The sequence below is a fragment of the Polaribacter sp. Z022 genome, from assembly GCF_023555495.1.
Classification (GTDB): domain Bacteria; phylum Bacteroidota; class Bacteroidia; order Flavobacteriales; family Flavobacteriaceae; genus Polaribacter.
In genome coordinates this window covers 48,268-65,469 of sequence record NZ_JALCZO010000006.1, presented here as the reverse complement: position 1 = coordinate 65,469, position 17,202 = coordinate 48,268, and the positions used below count along the sequence as shown (strand labels likewise).

The window sequence follows — 17,202 nt, the reverse complement described above, 5'->3', positions numbered from 1 at the left end:
AGTTTTTGTAAATAGAAGAATAAAAATCCACTTGCAAAGTATAAAAATATATCTATAAAGTCTTTGGTATATCTTGCTAAATATTTTGGAAAAATAAATTCAAATAATAGACTATACAGAAAACATAGATAGAGAATAATGGGTAAACTTAATGTATAATTTTTATTGTTTTTGCTCCATTTTAAAACTTGTAAACAGATGTATAAAACAATAGGAATGATTAAAAAATCATTTGCATAATGACGTAAAATTCTGGGTAACTGAATGTTTAAAAATGATGAGAAATAAATAAAAGAACCTGTAATTAAAGAGAAAAGGAAATAATATAAAAGATGTTTTTTCATGTTACCCTGCTGCTACCATTGCTATAAACCACGCTAAACCAGCACCAATTGCACTAACAACCATAATTGCAGAATATAAAATCCAACCTATAATTTTATAAACTATAAAAGGATGTTTTTTTAAACGTTCAGCTAAATTGGGGTTTTCTATTTTATGTATAGCTTCTTCAACTTGAGCTTGTTTAATGGCTTTTTCTTTTAATTCTCTTTTCTTTTGATGAGAAATTAAAGTATTGCAATTGCTACAGTAATCATTATCAGTATTAAAAACACCGCAATTAGAACATTTAATGATTTTTTTTACTGCCATTTATTTTCTAAAACTAAAGCTGTTTTTATTTTTATAAGGACGAATTATTAAACGTGTTTCTCTATCAAAACGAATATAATTATACACCCAATTTAGAAAAACAATAGCTCTGTTTCTAAAACCAATTAAAGAAAAAAGATGAACAAACATCCAAACAAACCATGCAAAAACACCTTGAAATTTCCATTTTGGTAAATCTACAACTGCTTTATTTCTACCAATTGTAGCCATAGAACCTTTGTCATTATAAACGAAAGGAGTTAGCTTTTTGTTACTGAGTTTTGCTAATATATTTTTTGCAACCAATTTTCCTTGTTGAATGGCAGGTTGTGCCATCATTGGGTGTCCATAAGGGTTTTCTTCAGATTTCATACAAGCTACATCTCCAATTGCATATATATTAGAATGATTTAATACCTGATTATATGCATCAACTTTTATTCTTTCTGCTCTTTCAATAACACATTCAGTATCTAAACCATCTATAGTTTTCCCTTTAACACCTGCAGCCCAAATAACGGTTTCAGCATTAAAATTATCTTCACCATTAGTGGTTACAGTTTTTCCATCATAATCTAAAACACGCAAGTTTTTCCAAACGTTTACACCTAATTTTATTAAAAAATCTTCAGCTTTTTCAGAGGCTTTTGCACTCATTCCTTTAAGTAAACAATCAGAACTTTGAATTAAGTTTATTTGCATTTGACGAATATCTAAATCAGGATAATCTTTTGGTAAAATCCCTTTTTTCATTTCTGCCAAAGCACCTGCCAATTCTACACCAGTTGGTCCTCCTCCAACAATTACAAAGTTCATTAACGCTTTACGTTCTTCTAAGTTTGATGTTAATAAAGCTTCTTCAAAATTTTCTAAAATTAAACTTCTAATGTTTAATGATTGAGGTACAGACTTCATTTCCATAGCTAGTTTTTGGATGTTTGTATTTCCAAAAAAGTTGGTTGTAGAACCTGTTGCAATAATTAATTCATCGTATTCTAAATCACCAATAGATGTTTGTATCGTTTTCTTATCAGCATTTATTTTTTCTACATCTGCCAATCTAAAATAAAAATTCTCAACATCGTTAAAACGTTTTCTTAATGGAAATGCGATAGAATCTGGCTCTAAACCACCAGTTGCAACTTGGTATAATAAAGGTTGAAAAGTGTGGTAATTATGCTTGTCTATTAAAACAACTTGTAATTCTTGTTCTTCCAATCCTTTTGCAGCTGCTAAACCTGCAAAGCCTCCACCAATAATTACTACTCTTGGAAAACTAGTTTGTGGAATGTTCATATAATTTTTTTTGACTTTTGGATTGTTAGTTTTTACGAAAAACAAATTTACTGAAATCAAGTGATTTGTTATTTGAAACTTCTTTTTATTTCTTGTAATGATTTTTCAGTATTGATAAATTGAGAAATAATATTCATTCTTAAACTTTCAATTTCTTCATTAAAATAACTTGCCCATTTATCATCTTTAAATAAATGAGTTATTTGCTTAATTCTTTTTTGAGCTTCAGAAAATGAAAATAAATATTTTGATTTTTTTTCTTTTATAGGTTTAATTTTTGCTGTTTTTTCTTCAAAATTTACTTCAATAAAAAAGTTTTTTTCAGTTGAATTGATAGGATAAAAATCGTTCCATTTTGCATAGCCAATAACTATTTGTTGGTTTTTGTAATGGTTGTTAGAAATTAATTTCCATCTGCAATTGGCAACTCTTCCCCAATGATTCGATTTTCTATAAACACCTTCATCCGTATAAAAATACATGCTTTCAGATTTACTTTTATAATTTGTGTTTTCTGGAAAATTATACCCATCTATTTGTGTAAATTCACAAAAAGTGTGTTTAAAGAAATTGGTTTTATTATAAGTTTTCAAAAGAAAATAGATTGAATTAAAAAACGCAACCAAATTAATGATTGCGTTTTTGTTTATAATAAATAATTATAAAAATTATTTTACTTCTTCAAAGTCAACATCTTCTACATTGTCTCCTTGGTCAGCACCAGCTTCTGGTTGTCCTTGTTGAGCTCCAGCATTTGCACCACCTGCAGCTTGTTCAGCAGCGTACATTTCTTCAGAGGCAACTTTCCATGCTTCATTAATCTTTTCCATAGCAGCATCAATTTGTGCTAAGTCTTTAGATTCATGAGCAGCTTTTAATTCTACTAAAGCAGCTTCAATAGGTCCTTTTTTATCATCAGATAATTTGTCTCCAAATTCTTTTAATTGCTTTTCTGTTTGAAAGATCATAGAGTCAGCTCCATTTACTTTTTCTGCAGTTTCTTTAGCAGCTTTATCAGCATCAGCATTTGCTTCTGCATCTTGTCTCATTTTTTCGATTTCTTCTTCAGATAAACCAGAAGAAGCTTCAATTCTAATTTCATGAGACTTGTTTGTTCCTTTATCTAAAGCAGAAACTTTAATAATACCATTTGCATCAATATCAAAAGTTACTTCAATTTGAGGTACACCTCTTTGTGCTGGTGGTAATCCATCTAAGTGAAAACGACCAATTGTATTATTATCAGCAGCCATTGCTCTTTCACCTTGTAAAACGTGAATTTCTACAGATGGTTGATTGTCTACAGCAGTAGAGAATACTTGCGATTTTTTTGTAGGAATAGTTGTGTTTGCATCAATTAATTTTGTGAAAACATTCCCCATAGTTTCAATACCTAAAGATAAAGGTGTAACATCTAATAATAATACATCTTTAACATCTCCAGATAAAACTCCACCTTGAATTGCAGCTCCTAAAGCAACAACTTCATCAGGATTAACACCTTTACTTGGTGCTTTTCCAAAGAATTTTTGAACAGCTTCTTGTACAGCAGGTATTCTTGTAGAACCACCAACTAAAACAATCTCATCTATTTCATCAATTGATAAATCAGCATTTCTTAATGCAGTTTGACAAGGCTCTATTGTTCTTTTTACTAAATCGTCAATTAATTGCTCAAATTTAGAACGAGATAAAGTTCTTACTAAGTGTTTTGGTCCACTAGCAGTAGCAGTAACATATGGTAAGTTTATTTCTGTTTGTGCAGAAGAAGATAATTCAATCTTAGCTTTTTCAGCAGCTTCTTTTAAACGTTGTAAAGCCATAGGATCTTTTCTTAAATCCATGTTTTCATCAGCGATAAATTCTTCTGCTAACCAGTTAATAATTTTTTCATCAACATCATCTCCACCTAAATGAGTATCACCATCAGTAGCTAATACTTCAAAAACACCATCTCCTAATTCTAAAATAGAAACATCATGTGTTCCACCTCCAAAATCAAAAACAACGATTTTTTTATCATCATTAGATTTGTCTAAACCATAAGCTAATGCAGCAGCAGTAGGCTCATTTATAATTCTTTTTACAGCTAAACCTGCAATTTCACCAGCTTCTTTAGTTGCTTGTCTTTGAGCATCGTTAAAATAAGCAGGTACAGTAATTACTGCTTCAGAAACATCAGTTCCTAAATAATCTTCAGCAGTTTTTTTCATTTTCTGTAATACCATTGCAGAAATTTCTTGTGGCGTATATAAACGACCATCAATATCTACTCTTGGTGTATCATTATCTCCTTTTACTACTTTATAAGGTACTCTTTTAGTTTCTAAAGTAGATTCAGAAAATTTGTTACCCATAAAACGTTTAATAGAATAAATAGTTTTTGTTGGGTTTGTTACAGCTTGTCTTTTTGCTGGGTCACCAATTTTACGTTCTCCTCCTTCAACAAAGGCAACAATAGATGGTGTAGTTCTTTTTCCTTCAGCATTAGGAATTACAACTGGCTCATTACCTTCCATTACAGAAACACAAGAGTTTGTTGTACCTAAATCGATTCCAATAATTTTACTCATAATATTTATATTAGTTTTTTTAATTCAATTTTACATTTTTCTATTAGTCAAAGTGTGTGCCAACTGCTTTTTGACTTGAAAATGTCAGTTTTTTTAAAAAAGTTTTAAAAATGATGTGACATTATGACACAAAATGTATCTAATGTATTGAACAGAAAGAATATTTGAAAAATATTTTAATTTTCTTATATTTGGATAATTCAATAAGAATAAAAAAAAACTTAATACACAAAAAACAAAATCATGAGTAAATTTGACGAAAAAGTTGCTTTGTACAAACAATTTATGGACGATAGAAATCTACGTTCTAACACAGAATTATTAGCTGCAGTTACTAAAGGTTTAGGACCATCTATTTATAAAGCGGATGCAGAAACTGTTTCTGGTTCTGATGCTAAAGAATTAGCTACAGTTAAAAATAACTTTTTAATTAAGAAATTAGGTTTAGAAGATAGTGCTGAGTTAGATGCAGGTATTGAAGAAGTGATGGAAAGAATTGGAAAATCTGAAAGAAAAAAATACAGAGCTGTAGTTTACTATATGTTAATGAAGAAATTTGATAAAGAAGCTGTTTACGGATTCTAAATCATATCTTTTTTATAAAATTAAAAAAATCCAACTCAATTGAGTTGGATTTTTTACATTTACAGCAATTTTAAGAATAATTTTTACGAATGTCGCAATTTATTAGTGTTTTTGATATGCTCAAAATAGGTGTAGGACCTTCAAGTTCTCACACTCTTGGTCCTTGGAGAGCAGCACAAGAATGGGTACAAGAATTAAGAAGAACAAATCTTTTTGAAACTATAGATGCTGTTAAAGTAGACCTTTATGGTTCTTTATCTTTAACAGGAAAAGGGCATGCAACAGATTTAGCGATACTATTGGGATTAAGTGAAGCTGATCCAGAATATATACCAATTGAAGATATAGCTATTATAGTAGAAAGAATAAATACTCAAGAAGAATTGTATTTTAAAGGAGGTAAGAAAGTTCCTTTTTTAAAAAATTCTATTGTTTTTAATAGAGAGTTTTTACCTTTTCATTCTAATGGAGTTACATTTAGAGGTTTTTATGAAGGAAAAGAAGTTTCTACAGAAACCTATTATTCTATTGGAGGAGGATTTATAGTACAAGAAAACAATAATTTAGAGGAAGAAATAGAAATTAATAAAACAAATTTTCCTTACCCAATTAACAGAGCTAAGCAATTAGAGGAATATTGTGAGACAAACAATATGTTAATTTCGGAAATAGTTTATAAAAATGAGTTAGAAATCTATTCAGCAGAAAAAATTGATTTTGAATTGCAAAGAATTTGGGATACAATGTTAGAGTGTATGTACATTGGTTGTCATACAAAAGGAATACTTCCTGGAGGATTGAATGTAAAACGTAGAGCTTTTGACATTCAAGAAAAGTTAATTAAAGACGCTCAATATTCTAATCCAACAGAATGGATTACTGCTATAAGAAACTCTGAAGTAAAATTTAGAGAAATTTTAAAATGGGTAAGTTGTTTTGCTTTGTCTGTTAATGAAGTAAATGCATCTTTAGGTAGAGTTGTAACTGCACCAACAAATGGAAGTGCAGGTGTTATTCCTGCTGTATTGATGTATTATTTGGTAATAGAAAATCATGAAGCAGATTTTAATCAAATAAAACAGTTTTTATTAACTGCAGGAGAAATTGGAAGTATTTTTAAGAAAAATGCTACAATATCTGCAGCAATGGGAGGTTGTCAGGCAGAAATAGGTGTGTCATCTGCAATGGCTGCAGGAGCTTTAACAGAATTACTTGGAGGTACACCAGCACAATCTTTAGTGGCAGCAGAAATAGCAATGGAACATCATTTAGGTTTAACCTGTGATCCTATTGGAGGTTTGGTACAAGTACCTTGTATAGAACGTAATTCTATGGGAGCAATAAAAGCAATTAATGCAGCAGAAATGGCTTTAGAAACCAATCCTAAAGAAGTAAAAGTGCCTTTAGATAAAGTAATTGATACTATGTGGGAAACAGCCAAAGATATGAACAAGAATTACAAAGAAACTTCTGAAGGAGGTTTAGCTGTAACAGTTGGTTTAGCAGATTGTTAGATTATTCAATTTTAATTTTATCACCCAAAAACTTAGGTTCTATATTAAATAGAATATCAACAAAAACTTTTACTCTTGCTAAATATTCTCTTAACTGAACTTTTAAACCATATCTGCCAGAAAGATCTTTTGCATTAAACCCAACTGCTTTTAGATTAAAATGTTCGGCTAAATAAATAGCTCTTTCATTATGAAATTTTTGAGAAATAATTGTCACAGAATTTTGACTAAATATTTCTTTAATTCTTACAACAGAATCTAATGTTCTAAAACCTGCATAATCTAAAAATATCTTATTTGCTGGAATTCCAGCTTTTATTAAATCGTTTTTAAAATCTGTAGGTTCATCATAACTCTTAGTACTGTTGTCTCCACTAATAACGATAAACGCTATTTTATTAGATTTAAATAATTTAATAGCAGCCTCTAATCTGTATTTATAATAGAAGTTAATGTTACCATTTCTTAAGAGTTTAGAAGTTCCTAAAACTAACCCTACTTTATTTTTTGGTATATTTTTAATTGATGTAAATGTTTTAGTTTTTGCATTGTTTTCAATTAATTTATTTGAAAAATAGATGCTAACTAAAGCTATTACAATTAATAAAATAGATAGTTTAATAAGTTTTAAGAAAGAAATTTTTTTCATTTATCTAGTAAAAACCAGTTCTGTTTCTGTAGACATTTCTTCTGAAAAACGGTATTTATCTACATCAAAGTCTTTTAACTCTTCAATAGTTTTTACATTGTTGTCTATAATATAACGTACCATTAATCCACGAGCTTTTTTGGCAAATGTCATGATGGTTTTATACTGTCCGTTTTTAAAATCTTTAAAAACAGGAGTAATCATAGGTACTTTTAAAACTTTTTTAGGTACAGCTTTAAAGTACTCTGAACTTGCTAAATTAATTAACAACTCATCATCATTTAATTCTTCATTTAAAGATTTAGCTAAAGTGTCATCCCAAAATTTATATAAATTTTCTCTTCTGCCAACTTTTAAACGTGTACCCATTTCTAAACGATAAGGTTGTATTAAATCTAAAGGCTTTAACAAACCATATAAACCAGATAGTATTCTTAAGTTATTTTGTAATAATGGTAATTTTTCTTCTTCTAAAGAATTTACATCAATACCTCTAAAAACTTCACCTGTAAACGCATAAATAGCTTGTTTTGCATTTTCTGAAGTAAAAGGAGTTTCCCATTCTTGATTTCGATCATAATTTAACCTAGCCAAGTCATCAGAAATTTTCATTAATTCAGATAATTTCTTTTTAGAAATTGTTTTTAGCTTTTTATTTAGTTTTTCAGATTGTTCTAAAAAACGAGGTTGTGTGTGTAAACTTGTTACCACTTTACTTTCAAAGTCTAAAGATTTAGCTGGAGAAATAATGATTTTCATTAGAAGAAATTAAAATTAATTGATTGTGAATTTCAAAGTATAAATGTACAAATGATTGAAAAGGATTTCAAATAAAAAGTGGAGTTAAAATTTATATTACTATTTAAAAAACTGATGAACATTGTATTTAATTTTAAAACTTTTAAACAAAATCAAACTAAATCATTTATCTTAGGTCTAAAGATAGAAACCAACAAACTAATACTTGAGTAAAGATAAAGAACTTGTAAAAAAGTTAAAAAATCCTACACTAAAAGATAAAGCTTTTAGTGAGTTGCTTGACGTCTATCAAGAACGTTTGTATTGGTATATTAGAAAAATTGTTGCTACACATGAAAATGCAGATGATGTGTTACAAAACACATTTATTAGAATTTATAAAAGCATACAAAATTTTCAAGAAAAAAGTAGTTTGCATACATGGATGTATAGAATTGCTTACAATGAATCAATTCGTTTTTTAGAAAAAAATAAAAAAATAAATTACAATAATATTGATGAGGTTTCTGAGTCTCATTTAGAAGTTTTGTTTGAAGATGAATATTTTGATGGAGATGATATTCAAAAAAAATTAAACAAAATAATTGAAGGATTTAAGGAAAAAAATAAACGGATTTTTCAAATGAAATACTTTGATGATATGAGCTTTAGACAGATTTCTGAAATATTAGAAGTTTCTGAAAGTACATTAAAATCGTCTTATTATGCATCTGTAAAAACAATTGAAGAAAAAATATTTTTATAAAACCAAACTATTATCAAAAAGTAGGGTCTAACTAATATATTATGAAAAAATCAACAGAAAATAACAATAAAAAAAGCTTTCTAAAAGAAGGTTTTAAAAATGATATTTCTAAACATCATAAAGAATATTTAGGAACAGATATTCCTGAAGGATATTTTGCTAAATCTAAAATGTCAATTTTAGATAAAATAAAAGAAGAATCAGTATCAGAAATAAAAACAACTCCAAAAAAACAAATAGTTTTTTATATGCAACCTAAGTTTAGGTATGCTGTAGCAGCATCTTTGGTGTTTATTTTAAGTTTAACAATTTGGTTACAAAGTTCTAATACAAAGCTAGATGAAGACTCAAGTATAGAACTTCTTTCATTTTCAGATGATATTTTAATTAACTCATTATTAGTAGACGACACTGAATTAGATTTGTTTGCAGACAATACTTTAATAAATGAAATTGTTATAAAAGCTGAACTTTCTGAACAAAAAATGGACGATTTATTTTTAAATTCTTTAATGGTAGAAGATTCATTATTAGATAATTATACAGATGATGAGTTTATAGAAACAATTATTTTATAAAATTTTCAAACTATTTTAAAAAACTTAGTTCTAAGTAAATAGAAACAATTAAAAATTAAAAAATTTACAATTATGAGAACTTCAATTTCCAAAGAAAACATTTTAAGATCAAGTGTTTTGTTTTTATCAATTAGTGCGTTTATTTTATCAGCATTGTTATTTACTTCTTGTTCAGATTCAGAAGGATTAGAAACTGTAGCAACAGATGATGATACTTTAATAACTCAAATAGAAAAAGCATCAACAATTAAAGTAGAAGCAAGTAGTTTACCTGCAGAAGCAACTGCAGTTTTAAATGATGATTTTGCAGATAGTTACATTACAACTGTAAATTTTGCTTCAGATTTAGGGTACAAAGTAGGTTTAAATACAGATGACGTTTCAAAACAAGAATTAAATAGTGATGTATATTTTTCTAAAACTGGTAAACAATTAGCAGATTCTAACGAAAAAAGAACAAAGAGAAGACACAAATGCTTTGAGTTTGTTTTTCCTATTGATTTAATTATGCCAGATAATACTTCTATCACTTTAAATAGTAAAGAAGATTGGAGTTTAAAGAAAGATTGGTATGAAGCAAATCCTGATGTTACAGAAAGACCAGAATTAGTATATCCTGTAGATGTTACTTTAGAAGATGGAACAGTACAAACTTTAATTGATAGTGATGAGTTAAAAGCTGTTAAAGATTCTTGTAGAAAAGGAAAAGATAAAAGAAAATGTTTTAAATTAGTTTTACCAGTTAGTTTTACAATGGCAGATGCATCTGTAATAGATGTTGCTGTAAGAAAAGACTTTAAATTGTTAAGAGAATGGTGTAAAGCAAACCCAGACAATACAGTAAAACCAGTTTTAAATTTTCCTGTAGATATTACTTATAGAGATGGTACAACAGCAACCATTAATGACGAAACAGAATATGCTGCTGCAAAAGAAGCATGTAATTAATAAATAGTAATTTTGTACTTTAGATGTTTAAGAGTAAAAATAAATTTAAAATGAAATTAAAATCCATCATATTTACAGTTAGCTTTATGAGTTTGATGTTCTTTAATACTACAACACTTTTTGCTCAAAGTTCTAATTATGATTTAATTACCAAAGAACTTACAAAAGATCAAAGGGAATTATTGCAGAAAGAAAGAGAAGTAATGAAAGCTAATAGAGAAGCATTTAAAGCTACACTTACTAAAGAACAATTAGCTATTTTAAAAGATAAAACTATTTCTAAGAGTGAAATTAGAACTAAACTTTTAGCAACTTTTAGCGCTACTCAAAAAGATTTGGTAAGAAATCAACAAATCCGCTTAAGAAAAACAAGAGATAATTTTAGAAAAACGCTAACAGGAGAACAACGTAAAATGTTAAAACAGCGAATAGACAAAATTAGAAAATCTAAAGATAGGGGAGAGTTAAGAGATGGTCCTAGACAGAATAATGTTAACGATGGAAAAAAATGGAGAGTAAGAGGTAATCAATAATAATATGATACATCCTTTTCAGGAAATTAAAAAAGCTATAAAAGTATTTGGGTTGCTATTGTTTACAATGGCAACCTCTTTTTGTTCTTATGCACAAGAAAAAACTGATGATGAAATTGATGGTTTATTAGACGAACTTTTTTTTAATGATCAACAATTTTTAGATGAATTAATAGAAAGCGATTTTACGTATAATTTTTTATATACTTCTGTTTCTTATAATAACAATACGTATTTTTCTGGAAGAGATTCTGGCACAGATCAGTTTAATTTAATTCCTCAAATATCTTATTATCATTCTTCTGGGTTTAATGCTAGTTTTTCTGGTATTTATTACGAAAACTTTGCTCCAAGTTGGGATTTTACAAGTGTTTCTGCAGGATATTTTAACACCTTAGGAAAAAAGAAAATTGTAAATTATAACTTGGGTTATACTAAATATTTTTATTCTGATGGTTATGATGGATTTACAAATTCATTAGATGTAAGCTTAGGAATTAGAAATAAGAAAAGAACAATTGGTACTAATTTATCTGCATCTTATTTATTTGGTACAGAACAAAGTTACCAGTTTGTTTCTAGTAGTTTTTTAAATTTAACTTTAAAAAGAACAAATAATTTTGCATTAAGATTAAGACCCAAATTAAATTTTGTTATTGCTAAACAAAATGTAACCATTAGTAGAATAGTTACGTTAGCAAACAGAACTGTTTTAAGAACCTTTAATTTTGATGTGTTCGATTTGTTAAACACCCAAATAAATATACCTCTATCTCTTTCTTTTAAATCTTGGGATTTCGAATTGGGTTACAACCTTAATTTACCTAATACTTTAGAATATGAAAGTGATCTTAACAACACAAGTTACTTTAATCTTTCTGTTGGATATTTATTCGATTTAAGTAAATAATATTAAATTTTTACATTTTGATAATAGTATTTATAAATATTAATCGTAATATTGCAATAAATAAATTAAACATGGGTTTAACAAAGTCAGAAATATTTACAGAAGAGCAAAATGAAATTGCTGCAATAGCAAAAGTATTGGGTCATCCTGCAAGAATTGCAATTTTAGATTTTATTATAAAATTAAAATCTTGTGTTTGTGGAGATTTAGTAAAAGACATTGGTTTGGCACAACCTACAATTTCACAACATTTAAAAGAATTAAAAAAAGTTGGAATCATTAAAGGAACAATAGAGGGTACAAGTGTGTGTTATTGTATTGATGATAATAAATTTAAAGAAATAAAAAATAAATTAAATAAATTTTTAAGCAAAAATGCAACAGAAAACTGTTGTTAAATTCAGAATATTAAAATGGAAAAAAAAGTTTATCAAAAAATAGAAAACACTATTTCTCAATTAGATGTTACAACAATAACAAAAAAAAGAAAAGAAGTTTTACAACCTTTAGTTGATTTTATTCAAGGTAAAAAAGACAATGAAAACCAAATAGCAATCAATTTTATTTGTACTCATAATTCTAGAAGAAGTCATTTATCACAAATTTGGGCGCATACAATAGCAACTCATTTAAATATTAAAAATGTAGTTACATATTCTGGAGGTACAGAAGCAACAGCAATGTTTCCAAAAGTAGCAGAAACATTAACAAACCAAGGATTTAATATTTTAAAATTATCAGAAATAAATAATCCTGTTTATGCTGTGAAATTTAATAACAATTCTCATCCAATTATAGGTTTTTCTAAAAAATATGATGATGAGTTTAACCCTGTTTCAGAATTTGCAGCCATTTTAACTTGTTCAAGTGCAGATCAAGGCTGTCCTTTTATTGCTGGAGCAGAAAAAAGAATTCCAATTACTTATGATGATCCAAAAATGTTTGATGGTACAGATCAACAAACAGAAAAGTACGCAGAAAGAAGCCTACAAATAGCAACTGAAATGTTGTATGTTTTTTCACAAATTAAATAACTTATTATGAAATTATCAGAAATAAAAAATCATTTAAGCAAGTTAGATAAAATTGCTTTTCAATTACCAAATGGAGAATTAGTTCCTAGTCATTTTCATGTTACAGAAGTTGGTAAAATTACCAAAGATTTTATTGATTGTGGTGGAGTTGTAAGAAGTGAAACCGTTATTAATTTTCAATTATGGGAAGCTAACGATTATGATCATAGATTACATCCAGAAAAATTAGTGCATATTATAGAATTGTCTGACAGAATTTTTAAGTTTGATGATTTAGAAATTGAAGTAGAATACCAAGGTAAAGAAACAATTGGTAAATATAATTTAGATTTTAATGGAACAAACTTTTTGTTAACAAACAAAGCAACCGCTTGTTTAGCAATAGATGCATGTGGCATTCCAGAAGAAAAAGTTACTGAAGAAAGTTCTTGTTGTAGCCCAAGTTCTGGTTGCTGTTAATTTATATTAATTATAAGCTTTTAAAAATGTTGATTTAATTTTAAATCAACATTTTTTTTTACATAAAACTTTTAACTTAAATTAGACACTAAATTTTAGTAAAATAAATCTTATTGCTAAAATATAAAGTTAAAAGTATTATTTAAATTTATGAAAAAATACAATTTACATTCAATTTCATTAGTAATTGCTTCACTATTATTTATAGTTAGTTTAGTCTTTATTTTTTCTGGTAAAATTGAGCATTCAGGAATCCCTTTAGTTGCATTTTTCTGTTTTTTAGCAATAGGATTTAAAGGATATAAAGCATTAAATGGCTATGTATTTACATCGTTATTATTTGCAGGAATTGTAATGGCATTTTATTTTCCAGGTTTATTTATAGAGTATAAAGGATTTGAATTTACCAATCTTGTAGTTCCTTTAATTCAAATTATAATGTTTGGAATGGGAGTTTCTATGAGTATAAAAGATTTTGCTGCTGTTTTTAAATCGCCAAAATCTGTCTTTGTTGGTGTTTCTGCTCAATTAGGTTTTATGCCTTTTATTGGTTATTTCTTGGCAGAACTAAGTGGTTTTCCACCAGAAATTGCAGCAGGAATTGTATTAATAGGTTCATCACCTAGTGGAGTAGCGTCTAACGTAATTGCTTATCTAGCTAAAGCTAATGTTGCATTATCAATAACAATAACATCTATTGCAACATTAATTTCTCCATTTGTTACTCCAGTTTTAATGAGTTTGTTAGCTGGTGAATATATAGAAATTGATATAATTAGTATGATGTGGACAATTGTTAAAATGATTATTTTACCAATTGGTGCAGGTTTACTTTTTAATAGATTTTTAAAAGACAAGGCTAAAATTTTAAATAAAATAATGCCTTTAGTTTCTATGATTGGTATTGGCGTTATTATAGCTATTATAGTATCTAAAGGAAGAGATAGTTTGTTAGATATTGGTGGTCTTTTATTAATATTGGTTTTAATTCACAACTTATCTGGTTATACCATTGGGTATTGGTATGCTCGTTTATTTAAGTTGAGTAAAAAAGATGCAAGAACAGTTGCAATTGAAGTTGGTATGCAAAATGGAGGTTTAGCCTCAGGTATTGCAAATTCTTTGGGTAAAATAGCAACAATGGGATTAGCTCCTGCAGTTTTTGGCCCTTTAATGAATATTACAGGATCTGTTTTAGCATCTTATTGGCATAAAAAAACACCTTCTGATAAAGAATAAAAAAGAATGTTTATTCTAATTCTACGTCTTTAGAGTTTTCAGAATAAGTGCGCCATTTTTCTAAACAATCTGTAATATCTTTTGGCACTTTAGAGTTAAATTGCATAAACTCTCCAGTTTTTGGATGTGTAAAACCTAAGGTTTTAGCATGTAAAGCTTGTCTTGGTAAAACTTTAAAACAATTGTGTACAAATTGTTTGTATTTGGTAAAAGTTGTTCCTTTTAAAATGTCATTTCCACCATAACGTTCGTCATTAAAAAGTGTATGACCAATATGTTTAAAATGAGCTCTAATTTGGTGGGTTCTTCCAGTTTCTAACTTACATTGTACCAAGGTTACGTATGTTAATCTTTCTAAAACTTTAAAATGAGTAACTGCATGTTTTCCAAATTCACCATCAGGAAAAACAGCCATTTGCAAACGATTTTTTAAACTTCGTCCAATATTACCTTCAATTGTACCTTCATCTTCTTCAATATTTCCCCAAACTAATGCATAATATAAACGCTCTGTAGTTCTGTCAAAAAATTGTTTAGACAAATGTGCCATTGCAAATTCTGTTTTTGCAACTACTAATAAACCACTAGTATCTTTATCAATTCTATGAACCAAACCTGGTCTTTCATTAGAATTGGTTGGTAAATTTTCTATATGATGAATTAACCCATTTACTAAAGTTCCAGAGTAATTTCCATGACCAGGATGAACAACCATTCCTGCTGGTTTGTTAACTACAATTACAGCATCATCTTCATATACAATATCAATAGGAATATCTTCTGCAACTAATAAGTTTTCTGCTGGTGGATAAGATAAAACCACTCTAACAACATCATTTGGTTTTACTTTATGGTTCGATTTTACAGCAACATCATTTACCAATACATTTCCTGCTTTAGCAGCTTGTTGTACTTTATTTCTTGTTGCGTTTTCTACAAAATTCATCAAAAATTTATCTACTCTTAAAGGCACTTGTCCTTCACTAGCAGTAAACCTATGATGTTCGTATAAATCGTCGTTTTCTATTTCTTTGGGTTGGTTTTCTTGCATTATTTAGTTTTCTTTTCCATCACCTAAAACCAAATCTATTATAGAATTTAGTGGTAATTTATCACCAGAGTTTATAATTTTTCCTTTGTAACGTAATCCTCTTACAACATCTTTACCAATATCATTAACAAAAGTATAATTAGTACCAACATTTAATCCTTTAGATTTTAGCTGAGAAATTGCTTGTCTTTTTGTTTTTCCGTTTAAATCTGGTATGGTAACATCTCTGTATTTAGATGGGTTTAGAGTCAAATAAATTTTTCTTTTTTCTTTTACAAAATCACCAGTTTCTGGGCTTTGTTCTATTACAGATTTTTTTGGATAATTTGGGTTATAACTTGCGCTATCTATAACAATATAGTCTAAATTTAATTCTTTTAACTTTCTGTCTACTTCTTCTAAAGACATTTTATGTAAGTTAGGTACTTGTATTTTTTGATCGTGGTTTGTAGAAAAACCTAACCAAAATTTTAAGGCAAAAATAAATACCAATAAACCTACTATAGCAATAGTTACTTGTAAAAAGAAGGATTTACTTTTAATAAATTGAAAAAGACTCATTTTTTGATTTTTAGAACGTACAAAGATATAAAAAGTAAACGTTGCTATTTCTATATTTATTTTGATAAATTTGTTTTATTATTTTTAGAATCAATGAAAAAGAACATCGCAATTGTTATGGGTGGGTATTCATCCGAAGTTAATATTTCTCTTACTAGTGGAAATGTAGTTTATAATCATTTAGATAAAGAGAAATTCAATGCATTTAGAGTACATATTTTAGAAGAAAAATGGGTTGCTTTAGATGATAAAGACAATGAGTTTGTAATTAATAAAAACGATTTTTCTTTTAATTTAAACGATAAAAAAATCACTTTTGATTGTGTTTTTAACGCAATTCATGGAGCACCAGGAGAAAATGGAATGTTATTAGCGTATTTAGATTTAATAGGGTTAAAATATACATCTGCCCCTTTTTATCAAATGGCTTTAACTTTTAATAAAAGAGATACTTTAAGTGTTGTAAAAGAATATGGTATTAAAACTGCCATTTCTATTTATTTAAATAAAGGTGATACAATTAATTTAGAAGCTATTATTAATAAAGTAGGTTTACCTTGTTTTATAAAGCCTAATAATGCTGGTTCTAGTTATGGAATATCAAAAGCACATACAAAAGAAGAAATTTTACCAGCAATAGAAAAAGCATACAAAGAAGATTCAGAGATTTTAATTGAATCGTTTTTAGACGGAACAGAAGTTTCTGTTGGTGTTATTCAATATAAAGGAAAGGTAAAAGTTTTACCAATTACAGAAATAGTTACTGAGAATGATTTCTTTGATTATGAAGCAAAATATGAAGGAAAATCAGAAGAAATTACACCAGCAAGATTAACTGATGTTGAGCAAACTAAAGTTGAAGAAACTGCTAAAAAAGTTTATTCGGTTTTAAATATGTCTGGGTTTTCTAGATCAGAATATATTTTAGTAAAAGGAGAACCACATTTTTTAGAAATGAATACAGTACCAGGTTTAACAGAAGAAAGTATTTTGCCACAACAAGCCCAAATAGCAGGAATTTCGTTAAAAGAATTGTTTGAAAACGCAATTGAATCTGCTCTTTTATAGATGATTTGTATATTAGTGTAATTTTAAAGTGAATCCTTAATTATTT

At 28.0% G+C, this 17,202-nt stretch carries 20 protein-coding genes; 12 read left to right on the top strand and 8 right to left on the bottom strand.

From position 1 onward, the window contains the following. Nucleotides 1–345: 345 nt before the first annotated feature. The 4 genes from MPF13_RS13145 to dnaK form a co-directional block, all read right to left on the bottom strand. Nucleotides 346–654 carry a hypothetical protein gene (locus MPF13_RS13145; RefSeq protein ID WP_249983220.1) on the bottom strand — a complete coding sequence of 103 codons (309 nt, stop codon included), beginning with the start codon at nucleotides 652–654 and terminating at the stop codon, nucleotides 346–348. After that, on the bottom strand, nucleotides 655–1,950 hold the full coding sequence (locus MPF13_RS13140; protein ID WP_249983219.1) for an NAD(P)/FAD-dependent oxidoreductase: 1,296 nt from the start codon (nucleotides 1,948–1,950) through the stop codon (nucleotides 655–657). Nucleotides 1,951–2,018: 68 nt separating this feature from the next. Continuing rightward, nucleotides 2,019–2,543 (bottom strand): hypothetical protein, encoded by a 525-nt coding sequence (locus MPF13_RS13135; protein ID WP_249983218.1) that lies wholly within the window; start codon nucleotides 2,541–2,543, stop codon nucleotides 2,019–2,021. A 75-nt stretch (nucleotides 2,544–2,618) separates the two neighbouring features. Further along, the gene (gene dnaK, locus MPF13_RS13130) at nucleotides 2,619–4,523 is read right to left on the bottom strand and encodes a molecular chaperone DnaK (protein ID WP_249983217.1); all 1,905 of its coding nucleotides are present in this window, start codon (nucleotides 4,521–4,523) and stop codon (nucleotides 2,619–2,621) included. 243 nt (nucleotides 4,524–4,766) lie between these two features. On the opposite strand from dnaK, the gene MPF13_RS13125 reads away from it, so the two are divergent. Continuing rightward, on the top strand, nucleotides 4,767–5,108 hold the full coding sequence (locus MPF13_RS13125; protein WP_249983216.1) for a DUF2853 family protein: 342 nt from the start codon (nucleotides 4,767–4,769) through the stop codon (nucleotides 5,106–5,108). A gap of 89 nt (nucleotides 5,109–5,197) precedes the next feature. Next, a complete protein-coding gene (locus tag MPF13_RS13120) occupies nucleotides 5,198–6,622 on the top strand; it encodes an L-serine ammonia-lyase (protein ID WP_249983215.1) in 1,425 nt (474 codons plus the stop codon). A gap of 1 nt (nucleotide 6,623) precedes the next feature. Here the strand turns inward: MPF13_RS13120 and MPF13_RS13115 are convergent, their stop codons facing one another. Together MPF13_RS13115 and yaaA are read right to left on the bottom strand one after the other, a co-directional pair. Then, a complete protein-coding gene (locus tag MPF13_RS13115; protein WP_249983214.1) occupies nucleotides 6,624–7,271 on the bottom strand; it encodes a SanA/YdcF family protein in 648 nt (215 codons plus the stop codon). Further along, nucleotides 7,272–8,030, bottom strand: a complete 759-nt coding sequence (gene yaaA, locus MPF13_RS13110; protein WP_249983213.1) for a peroxide stress protein YaaA — start codon at nucleotides 8,028–8,030, stop codon at nucleotides 7,272–7,274. It abuts the gene before it with no gap. Nucleotides 8,031–8,235: 205 nt separating this feature from the next. Here yaaA and MPF13_RS13105 point away from each other — a divergent pair, with 205 nt between their 5' ends. From MPF13_RS13105 to MPF13_RS13065, 9 genes are all read left to right on the top strand, one after another. Then, nucleotides 8,236–8,775 carry an RNA polymerase sigma factor gene (locus MPF13_RS13105; RefSeq protein ID WP_249983212.1) on the top strand — a complete coding sequence of 180 codons (540 nt, stop codon included), beginning with the start codon at nucleotides 8,236–8,238 and terminating at the stop codon, nucleotides 8,773–8,775. Nucleotides 8,776–8,816: 41 nt separating this feature from the next. Next, nucleotides 8,817–9,353 (top strand): hypothetical protein, encoded by a 537-nt coding sequence (locus MPF13_RS13100; RefSeq protein ID WP_249983211.1) that lies wholly within the window; start codon nucleotides 8,817–8,819, stop codon nucleotides 9,351–9,353. Between the two features lie 72 nt (nucleotides 9,354–9,425). Further along, on the top strand, nucleotides 9,426–10,301 hold the full coding sequence (locus tag MPF13_RS13095; RefSeq protein WP_249983210.1) for a hypothetical protein: 876 nt from the start codon (nucleotides 9,426–9,428) through the stop codon (nucleotides 10,299–10,301). A gap of 50 nt (nucleotides 10,302–10,351) precedes the next feature. After that, nucleotides 10,352–10,834 carry a hypothetical protein gene (locus tag MPF13_RS13090; RefSeq protein ID WP_249983209.1) on the top strand — a complete coding sequence of 161 codons (483 nt, stop codon included), beginning with the start codon at nucleotides 10,352–10,354 and terminating at the stop codon, nucleotides 10,832–10,834. A gap of 4 nt (nucleotides 10,835–10,838) precedes the next feature. After that, complete coding sequence (locus tag MPF13_RS13085) at nucleotides 10,839–11,744, top strand: hypothetical protein (RefSeq protein ID WP_249983208.1); 906 nt, start codon at nucleotides 10,839–10,841, stop codon at nucleotides 11,742–11,744. A gap of 71 nt (nucleotides 11,745–11,815) precedes the next feature. Next, nucleotides 11,816–12,142, top strand: coding sequence for an ArsR/SmtB family transcription factor (locus MPF13_RS13080; protein ID WP_249983207.1), 327 nt, complete (start codon nucleotides 11,816–11,818; stop codon nucleotides 12,140–12,142). 15 nt (nucleotides 12,143–12,157) lie between these two features. Next, nucleotides 12,158–12,778: an arsenate-mycothiol transferase ArsC gene (locus tag MPF13_RS13075; RefSeq protein WP_249983206.1), complete on the top strand. Its 621-nt coding sequence runs from the start codon at nucleotides 12,158–12,160 to the stop codon at nucleotides 12,776–12,778. 6 nt (nucleotides 12,779–12,784) lie between these two features. Next, nucleotides 12,785–13,237: a DUF6428 family protein gene (locus MPF13_RS13070; protein WP_249983205.1), complete on the top strand. Its 453-nt coding sequence runs from the start codon at nucleotides 12,785–12,787 to the stop codon at nucleotides 13,235–13,237. 150 nt (nucleotides 13,238–13,387) lie between these two features. Then, entirely contained in the window at nucleotides 13,388–14,476 is a 1,089-nt protein-coding gene (locus tag MPF13_RS13065) for a bile acid:sodium symporter family protein (protein ID WP_249983204.1), read from the top strand. Nucleotides 14,477–14,486: 10 nt separating this feature from the next. On the opposite strand, the gene MPF13_RS13060 is transcribed toward MPF13_RS13065, so the two are convergent. Then, a complete protein-coding gene (locus MPF13_RS13060) occupies nucleotides 14,487–15,527 on the bottom strand; it encodes an RluA family pseudouridine synthase (protein WP_249983203.1) in 1,041 nt (346 codons plus the stop codon). Nucleotides 15,528–15,530: 3 nt separating this feature from the next. Beyond that, on the bottom strand, nucleotides 15,531–16,088 hold the full coding sequence (locus tag MPF13_RS13055) for a PASTA domain-containing protein (protein WP_249983202.1): 558 nt from the start codon (nucleotides 16,086–16,088) through the stop codon (nucleotides 15,531–15,533). A 93-nt stretch (nucleotides 16,089–16,181) separates the two neighbouring features. Between MPF13_RS13055 and MPF13_RS13050 the strand changes: the two genes are divergently transcribed. Then, on the top strand, nucleotides 16,182–17,156 hold the full coding sequence (locus tag MPF13_RS13050; RefSeq protein ID WP_249983201.1) for a D-alanine--D-alanine ligase: 975 nt from the start codon (nucleotides 16,182–16,184) through the stop codon (nucleotides 17,154–17,156). The last annotated feature ends 46 nt before the right edge of the window (nucleotides 17,157–17,202 follow it).